The sequence below is a fragment of the Paenibacillus sp. sgz302164 genome (genome assembly GCF_056120505.1).
Genome location: NZ_JBVYOL010000015.1, coordinates 218,038 through 227,086 on the forward strand (window position 1 = coordinate 218,038; position 9,049 = coordinate 227,086).

A 9,049-nucleotide genomic window follows, 5' to 3' on the forward strand; every position below is an offset into this window, starting at 1 on the left:
TATGAGTAGATTTCTGACACTCCCGGCAGCAACGGTTTTTAAAACGTTCCTGTCTAACGACACAAATTTCCCTGCATAACCGCTATTTTCTGGCCGATCTAACACCTAATGAATGTAGGTGGATTTGTGTCACTAGACAGTTCCGTTATCACCCGAACGCGACCTTCTATGACAATTCTGCCACAGGCCGTTACTGCTCTTTTTGGATCGGGAAACCAATGAGCTGATCGGCCGCCGTATTTGAATTTAGCCCACAAATTCTATCGCCCCTCTAGTACGCAGCGTATTCAGCGAATTACCTAACGCTTCTCAATAAGTACTTTTTTGATGTAATCAGCAGCATCGTAAAAACCCAGCTTAATAGCGACATAATGCAGGTCCAACATCTGATCGGTAGTTGAATCTTGTCTTTGTGGACAGTCATTGATCTTGTTAATCTCTTGCTTCCAAATTGGTTCGGACATAGCATCCTCCATAGTACGCTGTATATTCATTGAAAGACTTTAAGACAAGTTACTGGTACATCATGGCAAGGTTTTCTTATATCATCTCTTTTTACAGTTGCGGTATTGCCATACACAAAAACAATTTTTCCTGTATCTCCTTTTTTAGCTCTGCGATTCGAATTGTTCCAGTTTAAAATATCTTCAAGGAAAATGACCCTATCTCCTCGGTTCATTCGTCAGTTCCCCCACGGACAATTTATTCAGACTGTTACTTGACCATCTTCATAAGCCCGCTGATAGAGTACCGTCAACAAGTCCCTACTCAGTTCTCTATTCCGATCATCAATCACACCAGCATCGAGCATCATTCCCAAAATTACATTTACCCGGTCCTGTTGCTTATCCATTCTCATTCACACTCCCTTGTACACTTGATATTCATTTTATTGCGTTGTTAGGATGATTGAATCCGCACGGACACCAATCACCTTCATAATAAATAAGCCACTGTACAGTCCGGGGTGATTAATGTTCCGTATTTGGGGCATTTTTTACAAACGACGATTTCTAATTATTTCATTAGCCATTTATGGTACTTCCTATTCATTGAATGACTTGACTTCGCTTTCTTGGAAATACCGCTCGTTTATAGGCATTTTCCATCTTTCGGGAAGCTGTGCGACAGACCTCTTCTTCGTCACCTTCCCAAGTATCAATATTCATTAATATTTCTCGAATGTATTCGATTTCTCGCTTAGTCAGCTTTACATTAGTCTCATTTTCCATAGCTTCACCTCACGGACAACTTTATTCATTCAGATACTTCACAATCGGAACAAAGAAAATACCTTTCTCCGTCCTTTTCTTGATGCTCAAAATAATCTATATTTTCTACCATGTCATATCTCAACTTCTTGCCGCAGCACGAACAATTTTCAAAATAACCATTCATTGTGTTCTCACCTTATTCAAAATGTTGTATCTCTTAGTTCCCTAGCATTTTCATCAAGAAGGCTCTTGATTTTATAGTAAGCTGGCTTAGCGAGACTCTTGATATTGTAAGGATTGGGCCACTGTATTTTAGCTGTTTTCTCGGTTTTCGATATTGCTATAACAGTTCCAAGCCCCCGCAAAATATCGCGGCTTAGGAAAACTTTGTCACCTGCTTTTAACACGGATAAATCCCCTCCTCACGGACAACTTTATTCAATATGTTGTATCTCTCTCATAATTCCGCTTCGCAATTTCAAATAAAATTGCATCTTCGGGGTAACACCAAGACTTTGGTCAGAACCAATCAGATTTTCAAACATTCTATGTGCTTGTCTTACAATTCCATCCTTTAACACGCCACTTTCATATCTAAACTCTTTTATTTCGAAATATGCCACTCTTAAATCCTCATCGGATAATTCGGTCACAACTTTCTTCAACGCGCTCATGGCGAACCTCCTAATGTTCAAATCTATTCACTCAGATACTTGGCAAAACTCGACTTCGAAATCCTTTTTAAGATCAAGTAACACGCGCTTAGACCAACCTGACTTTGATCTTTTTGATTTTGTTTTGTAAGAGACTATGGTAGGCGAAACGTTAACAACTAACACTACGTATTCCCCGCGTTTGTACTTATTACCAGCAACTATTTCCATAGAGATTTTTCGCCCCTCTCGAAGTTCAAAGCTATTCATTGAATTACTTAACGAGCGCTTCAACCTCTTGGAATTTGCGGCGGAGATCGCGTACATAATCCTCCTGGTCTTTAGTCACTTCGTCCAGCAGATCTTCTATCAAATCACCAATTTGGTCTAAAATCTCTTGTTTGCTCATACTCAACCTCCATGTTCAAAGTTATTCATTATGTTGTCTTGTGACTTTTCTGGCCACGAAAATGGACTTGATCCAGTTCGAAGTTAAAAAAGTAGTCCACGCCTTCGATCATGGCCCGCGCGAGTTTGCGATCCGTTCCGGCGCTGACATGGCGGAACTTTGTTTTAGCCGGTACGATCCGCTGTTCGCCATCCATAGAAAATCCTTCGACTGGCTCTTTCGTATGCCCGTACAATACACCTTTGTAATATTCCGAATCGATCATATTTTACCGACCTCCCAGGTACTCAGCGTATTAATAGGTATCCAAATCCTTAATAATGTCTTTTGCTATCTTTAAGAGCTTTTTGCCTTTTTCGTTTAAATAATTCTCGGGCTTTAGGCTTTCCAGTTGATCTTTTAAATGTCGATTTTCAGTTCTCAAATTTACGATTTCTTGCAAATGCTCGAAGCAAAGATTTTTAAGATGGTCGATCTCTTCGCGGGCCTTTTTTAGCTCATCATTGCGTTCATGACTCTCTCCTTACGGTCGGAGTTATGCATGATGATACCTTAGTAATGCATGCATTATTCCCTGTCCGGCCTTAGTTTGAGCTTGCGATATGTTTTTAACATTTCCTGCAAAAAATTGATTTCATCCGCAGAGAGTTGATCGCTGACAATATCGAACTTTCTTAAGAGCTTCGGTTTTTCCATTTCAACATATTCATCGACTGCAACTGCAAAATGATAGATGCTTTTATCATGGATATCGGGACATGTAAGTGCGAACACTTCTTGAAATTTTTTATTCATTGCAGCGCATACCATAACGGCTTCTTGAACTTCGGTTGGGTAGTAGGAATCGTTGCTCCTTACAATTTCCTCTAGTCTTGACTCAGTAATACCCGTTTCGGAACTTAAGTCTAACAAGTTCTTAATCTTCCAGTCATCATCCTCCAGAACCCAGTTCTTCTTAAATGGATTAACATATGCAGAGATTCTATATTTTCTCAATCTTAAAGCTTCCAACATTACTTCTTCAGAAACCGGTTCGCCTTCCTCAATGACGTCAATGCCTAACTTTACTGGATTTCTGTGCTTTCGATAAGAAACTAAGGTACTGTACAGAGAAAAGTCACATTTTTCTGCGATTGTCCTGGCTACTTTTTCCGACGGATCGTATATGTCGCCTCTTTCGATTTTTCCAAGATAACCCGATGAATAACCGGTTTGGAACCCCAGTTTTTCAAGTGTTAGGTTTTTTCTTTTACGATACTCCTCAAGTAGATCAGGAAAAAGTTTAATCAACCGGTAGTCCCCCTTAAATAAGTGGAATAAAAAATATCATTATAGGGATATTTACGACAAAATAAATATATATCAAAATTAATCCATATACAAGGGGTTTTTATGACATATTTGATTTATTAATAAAGGAGCGGGACTACCCGCTCCGGTTCATTTGCCTTCTATGTTCTCCGAATTACTTCACAGGATAGATCGTCCTCAACCCCACTAAGAAAAGACAGAGGCACTTGCAGTTGCACCAGCTCGCATTGAAACCGTTCGACATACGCATAACGGTTCAAGACGGCATGGCCCTGTCCATATTTTTGGTAGCTCAGAAAATCTTCAAGGCGCATATACACAGTAACGGTCTCCATGTGCCTCTTTCCCCCTTTGATCGGTAGTTGTCTCATTTGCCCAATATGGAACGATCTCGCCGGAATCAATCATCGCCAGCACCCGATCGATGGATGCTGCATCCTCATCGGTTCGGCGATCGATCATTCCCGTCGGGTTCAAAATCGGGTCGAACCTGCCCGCCATGACGAGCGGATCTACCGAATAGAATGCGCGCAGCGCATTTCGGAAACGATTCGTGACAGCGATTCCTTCGGTGAGCTCGCGCCTCGTGACTTCTTTAAAAATTTCGTCTACTTCCTTATCCTTCATGGAAATGCCAAGCTCGAACATTTTCCGAAGAAGTATAGTCCTCATGTCGAGGCCCAAATTGCCAAATCCGTTCTCAAACCGCGGGCGGCCATGATTATCGCGTTTGAAGCCAGTCATTCCGCCGTAGCGGATATCCTGGGACGCCTTCAGGAAAGAACGCATCCGGTAATAAGGCTCCAGTTCGGGATAATCACCACCGGTGCCGTCGGCGCCGATGGAGAGATTCCGAAGCGAATTGTCCTCGGAAATAACTGTACAGGCCCAGCAGCCGAAGCGGCTCGCGCGGCCACCACCCGTGCAGGTTCGCACATCACTTTCGCTAAGGATTGCTGCTCCCACAGGACATTCAGCAGTACTTCCACCGGCCATCGCTGAGCCGTAGAGGTTGATCAGGTGGTGATTCCCATACCCTTCCCATGGCGTATCGTTTCGGACGAGGTAGGTAACGACGTCCGTGGCGGTCCACCAGCGGATGGGTGCGACCGTCCGAATCCCCGACACAATATGGCTGCCGTAGAACTCTTCTGCGTAATGCCGCTCGATGATGGACGCCCTTCGCTGGCTCTCAGATTGGCGTAGGCCCAGAAGCTGGCAGATCTGTTGCCCTTCGGACACCAGTTCCTCGAGCGCTCGCCTTCCCGGGCCTGTCTTCAGGCGGCTGACACACCATTTGTGGTTAGGGTCAGACGGGGTTGAATACCCGCGCCCGAACACGGTGACCATGTAGCTGTCCTCAACCCGTGGCTCCACGATCAGGAAAGGGATATCCATGCCGAGACTTTCCACGGCTTGCATCAGGCGCCGAACATGCGCTTGCATGAGCACATTATCGACGCCGGTACCAGCCGACACGATGACAAGCTTCCCACGGGATTCCGGGTTTAGCATCTTAAAGCGAATGCTTTTTTGCATGACGACGGAGCTATCTTTGCCGCCCGATACCGGGACGACGCAGATATCATTTTCGCGGAACGCCCGGGCGATGGCTTCGTCCGTTTCCTGCTCCAATTCAGGCGGAACACACTCGGCGATTGCCATTGGTTCGCCCTTAGGCAGCTCCGGTAAAGCCGGCGGCGTAGTAAGGTATGGATCGATCGGAAAAAGCTCGATCTGTTCTTCTACCCGCCGCAACGACGGCCAAGGCATGGCCTCTTTCACCCCATAAGGGGGAAACGGTATGTTATCCCCGAAAACCTCCACCGTCAGCGTGGTTGAGCTCTTTTTTGCGACAAACAACAGCTTATGGCATGGTGAGTCCATATGCCAGTCATAAGCGCCGGTCAGCTCCGCTTCCAAAGCATCGAGATACGCCTGCTCCGGAAGCATTATGGAGTACCCACTCGTCGATAGAGCGTTAAGGAAATCAAATAGCCCTCCACCCATCGGTATTTGTGAATAGGCATAAGTGCTATCCTTTCCGAAGAGCTCGTCCATCGGGTCCTCGTTCAGAAAATGATGCAAAACGATATATGTCCCGTCTCGGCCGAAGATAGCGCTCCACTGCCTAACGACACCAAAAAACTCCAATCCGAACTCCTGAAGCAGCCGCCATACTGTCCGCGTCTCGTTGGTCTGTTTTTTTAGATTCGGAGCGGGACTGATTTTGTTTGGCGCGTCTTCAAACCGATAATGCTGTTCTTCCTCCATGTCGAACATCTTTATTTCCTCCCATACCCCCCGCTGCACCGGAGGGTTTGATTTACCTCCCGTGCAGGGGATATAGGATTTACAGAAGCGGCAATAACTGCTGCTTGATGGATTTGGCAAGGAACCGCGAAACCTTGTAATCGACGCAATTTTTCAGCATTTCGAAGATCGCCGTCAGGCTGCCGATGAATGAAAAGTCGTCTGGCAAACTGTACAGGCGCGCTGTCTCTCTGACCGTCAAATAACGGTGTTCGATTGGATGCGTAAATGCTTCGTCGTGAACGTGGGTAATCGTCGGCGCAAAGCCGTCTAGCCGGAGACGGGCCAAGTAATTGCTGAACTTTTTGTTCGGAGCACGCAGCTCAAGCGGGACGGACTTAACATTGCCCCCGGGTGGCACGTGCAACATGCGCTCGAGCGTCTTGGCCGTTGGTAGAAAGCCGATATCCTGCTGATGGACTCCCTCAATGTTGGCAAAAGCGTCTCTCACTGTCGTCTTTTTCTGAACAGGTATCACCGATAGGTTCGGAAACCGCCCGAACAGGCCCAAAACGAAGGCCCTTACCCGCTTCTGGGGCGATCCGAGCGTTGTTGCATCAATGGTATTGGCCGCAACGTGAAAGCCGGGCAGAAACTCCTTTATACGGTTTAAGAACATGCCGCCTTTCACAGTCAAAAAATTCCTGACGTTCTCGAACAGAAGGACCTTGGCCTTCGACCATTTGATGATCAACATTGTTTTCTCCAAGAGGTTGTACGTATCCGATTCATCGTTCCGAATATTGTCGATCGTGTTGAGCGTGCTAAACCGAACACAAGGGATTCCGGCGATCACGATATCGGCTTCCGGAATCTCGGACTCTGTAAGATGCATAATGTCCTTCATGACAATATGCTCGCCCAGGTTATGCCGGTATGTCCGTACATGGCTGTCCTTCATCGTGCGTTGATCGTAGCGATCGTTCGCGAAGATAATGTCATAGCCTTCGTCACGAAAGCCAAGGTCAAATGAGCCGCAGCCCGAGAATAGGGATAGAACGCGAATGGGTTTCCGTCGAAAAGCCGGCGGGACCTTGTGCTCCTCCGAGGCAGCAAGCTCACTTCGTGAGCAGCGGAATAGACCGTATAGGCCGCTCGGGCTCATATTGGCCGCTTGGGCCATCTCACCAATGTCTACGGTGCAGAAAAGCTTTCGCCGGGACTCTATTTCGGTTTTCGCATCCTCCAAGGAAATGACGTTCTCCGCGCTGCTCTCCTTCTCATCAACACTAAAGATAATCTTCCCTCGGCGGATCTCTACTTCGACCTGGTTATGCTTCACAAAGAAGGACTTAATTTCATCGACTTTGATGTCAATGACAGGTACCGTATTCCCTGACTTTTGGGTCGTCTTGGCCACGCGACGTTTGGCTCCGGCATCAGATGGAAAGACTGTTATGGACTTGGCCTCGTTATCGATGCGGTAAGTGATTGGCTGACCGATGCCAAATCCATATTCAGCGAGATACTTGGCTTCGAGGTATAGGCGTTCCTTGATCTTATAAGCCCGCTTCAAAATTGAATTTTTGAGGCTTGGAGCGGGTATCTCCGGTTTTTGTTGATCTATAATATCCGTATGTAGCATCTCGATTTCCTCCCATACCTCTCCGCTGCACCGGAGGGTTGATCATTAGCCCTCCCGTGCAGGGGATGTTGGGAACATTATGCGTCTAAGTCGAATATATACTGGCCGTCTGCCTCTACTGTCAGCAAACTCTCTGGATAAGAAAGAGCGTGTTCCGGAGTGGGTCGGCTCCCGATGCCGGCGTTAAGGCGCGTTATCATCATGTGATATGCTGCCTCAATGCCGAGGGCTTTAACCACCCGGCTATCGATCCCGTTACCGAGCATGTACATCCGTTTCGTCTCGGATATGGTTTCCGGAAATTCAAAGTCCTCGGGGATGCCGAGAATTCTTCCGGCTTCCCAAGACGTAAACGGTCGCCAGAGATTCGGATCGTCCGGATGCTGCAGATAAGAGCTCGTCACCTGAATTTTGCTATACGACGCAACGAGGGCAGCCATCCGCGTATCAGTCGGCTTTACCAGTGTATAGTTTTTGTCCGCTTTGAAGTTGTTGTTACCGGATTTGTACAGGAGCCCTTCCATCACGGTACCGCGTATTTCACGAAACGGAGCGCGCTTTTCCCAATCCTTGCCGATGACTTGTTCAATCGTAGGCCGGCGGTGATCCGGGATTTTAGGCTCTGGCCACTTGAAGTTATCCAAGGGGAACTGAGACATTACAACATATCCGCGACTGCGGCCTGCTGGGCTCCCGAAGTCATACGCGTTCAGGTTCATCCTGCTTGTGATATATGGGTACGTATGCTGAAGCAGCGAACGTAAATGTTCGTAGCTTCGGCTCCCGAAGTACGGCACAACCTCTTCAATAAGTACGATTTTTGCTTGACTGGCGAGGACCAGGTTTGCATAAAACGGTCCCATTCCCTCTAAAAATCCGCCGGCACTCCCCTGCCCTACCAGCATGGAATAGTTCGTGCAGGACGGAGAGAGCCACGCAGCATCCACCGGGTCAATATAGCCCGGGAACAGTCTGCGAAGGTCGCCCCAGTAAGCTGCCCCGTCAAAATTGTATGTATAGGTCTCGACTGCTTCCGGAAGGATATCTCCGCCAAAGACAGGCTCAAAAAAACCGGTGGACTCGAGCGCCTTCGTTGCGAATCCCGCTCCAGAGGGTAGGCTTAGAAGCCTGAACTTTTTGAGATCATTTCCCCTTAGAGCGGGCTTGTCGAAGACGCAGAAGTCAAACGTCTGCTCTTCGCGGACAATCAGGATGCCGTCCGCAACCAGGATGTCAATTCGTTTGCGCAGCCGGATGATTCCCGAGATTTCCTCGTTGCAGCGATCCATAATCGGCCGCTCTTTTGATCGCCCTGCACGCTTTCGGCGGGACACTACATGGGTACCGGCATCCGATTTTTTAAAGACTAGCGCCCTCTTTTCGGTGAGAACAGTCATCTCGATTCGGTCTCCGGGCTGAAGTCCGGCTGCCTCACAAACGAGACTTTCAAAGAACAGCCATGTTTTCCCGTTTTTGACCGAAGTACCGATATTCCGAATAAACGAAACCTGCTCGTTAAAATCCTCTCGCATGAATTTTTAGTACCTCCACTGACCCCGCTGCA

The 9,049-nt window shown here is 47.2% G+C and carries 12 protein-coding genes; all 12 read right to left on the minus strand.

All coding sequences use genetic code 11. The features are described from left to right. Nucleotides 1–299: 299 nt before the first annotated feature. Complete coding sequence (locus tag AC0LWT_RS24420) at nt 300–464, minus strand: hypothetical protein (protein WP_474683878.1); 165 nt, start codon at nt 462–464, stop codon at nt 300–302. Nucleotides 465–490: 26 nt separating this feature from the next. Continuing rightward, a complete protein-coding gene (locus AC0LWT_RS24425; RefSeq protein ID WP_474683880.1) occupies nt 491–679 on the minus strand; it encodes a hypothetical protein in 189 nt (62 codons plus the stop codon). 27 nt (nt 680–706) lie between these two features. Beyond that, a complete protein-coding gene (locus AC0LWT_RS24430) occupies nt 707–853 on the minus strand; it encodes a hypothetical protein (RefSeq protein WP_474683881.1) in 147 nt (48 codons plus the stop codon). A gap of 196 nt (nt 854–1,049) precedes the next feature. After that, entirely contained in the window at nt 1,050–1,232 is a 183-nt protein-coding gene (locus AC0LWT_RS24435) for a hypothetical protein (protein WP_474683883.1), read from the minus strand. 182 nt (nt 1,233–1,414) lie between these two features. Continuing rightward, a complete protein-coding gene (locus AC0LWT_RS24440; protein ID WP_474683884.1) occupies nt 1,415–1,621 on the minus strand; it encodes a hypothetical protein in 207 nt (68 codons plus the stop codon). A gap of 27 nt (nt 1,622–1,648) precedes the next feature. After that, nucleotides 1,649–1,888 carry a hypothetical protein gene (locus AC0LWT_RS24445; protein WP_474683885.1) on the minus strand — a complete coding sequence of 80 codons (240 nt, stop codon included), beginning with the start codon at nt 1,886–1,888 and terminating at the stop codon, nt 1,649–1,651. Nucleotides 1,889–2,141: 253 nt separating this feature from the next. After that, nucleotides 2,142–2,276 carry a hypothetical protein gene (locus AC0LWT_RS24450; RefSeq protein ID WP_474683886.1) on the minus strand — a complete coding sequence of 45 codons (135 nt, stop codon included), beginning with the start codon at nt 2,274–2,276 and terminating at the stop codon, nt 2,142–2,144. Nucleotides 2,277–2,304: 28 nt separating this feature from the next. Next, nucleotides 2,305–2,541, minus strand: coding sequence for a hypothetical protein (locus AC0LWT_RS24455; RefSeq protein WP_474683887.1), 237 nt, complete (start codon nt 2,539–2,541; stop codon nt 2,305–2,307). A gap of 302 nt (nt 2,542–2,843) precedes the next feature. After that, nucleotides 2,844–3,566 (minus strand): helix-turn-helix domain-containing protein, encoded by a 723-nt coding sequence (locus AC0LWT_RS24460; RefSeq protein WP_474683888.1) that lies wholly within the window; start codon nt 3,564–3,566, stop codon nt 2,844–2,846. Between the two features lie 324 nt (nt 3,567–3,890). Further along, a complete protein-coding gene (locus tag AC0LWT_RS24465) occupies nt 3,891–5,870 on the minus strand; it encodes a phosphoadenosine phosphosulfate reductase domain-containing protein (protein WP_474683889.1) in 1,980 nt (659 codons plus the stop codon). A 70-nt stretch (nt 5,871–5,940) separates the two neighbouring features. Next, nucleotides 5,941–7,485: a DNA cytosine methyltransferase gene (locus AC0LWT_RS24470; protein ID WP_474683890.1), complete on the minus strand. Its 1,545-nt coding sequence runs from the start codon at nt 7,483–7,485 to the stop codon at nt 5,941–5,943. A gap of 77 nt (nt 7,486–7,562) precedes the next feature. Next, a complete protein-coding gene (locus AC0LWT_RS24475; RefSeq protein ID WP_474683891.1) occupies nt 7,563–9,017 on the minus strand; it encodes a DNA cytosine methyltransferase in 1,455 nt (484 codons plus the stop codon). Between the last annotated feature and the right edge of the window lie 32 nt (nt 9,018–9,049).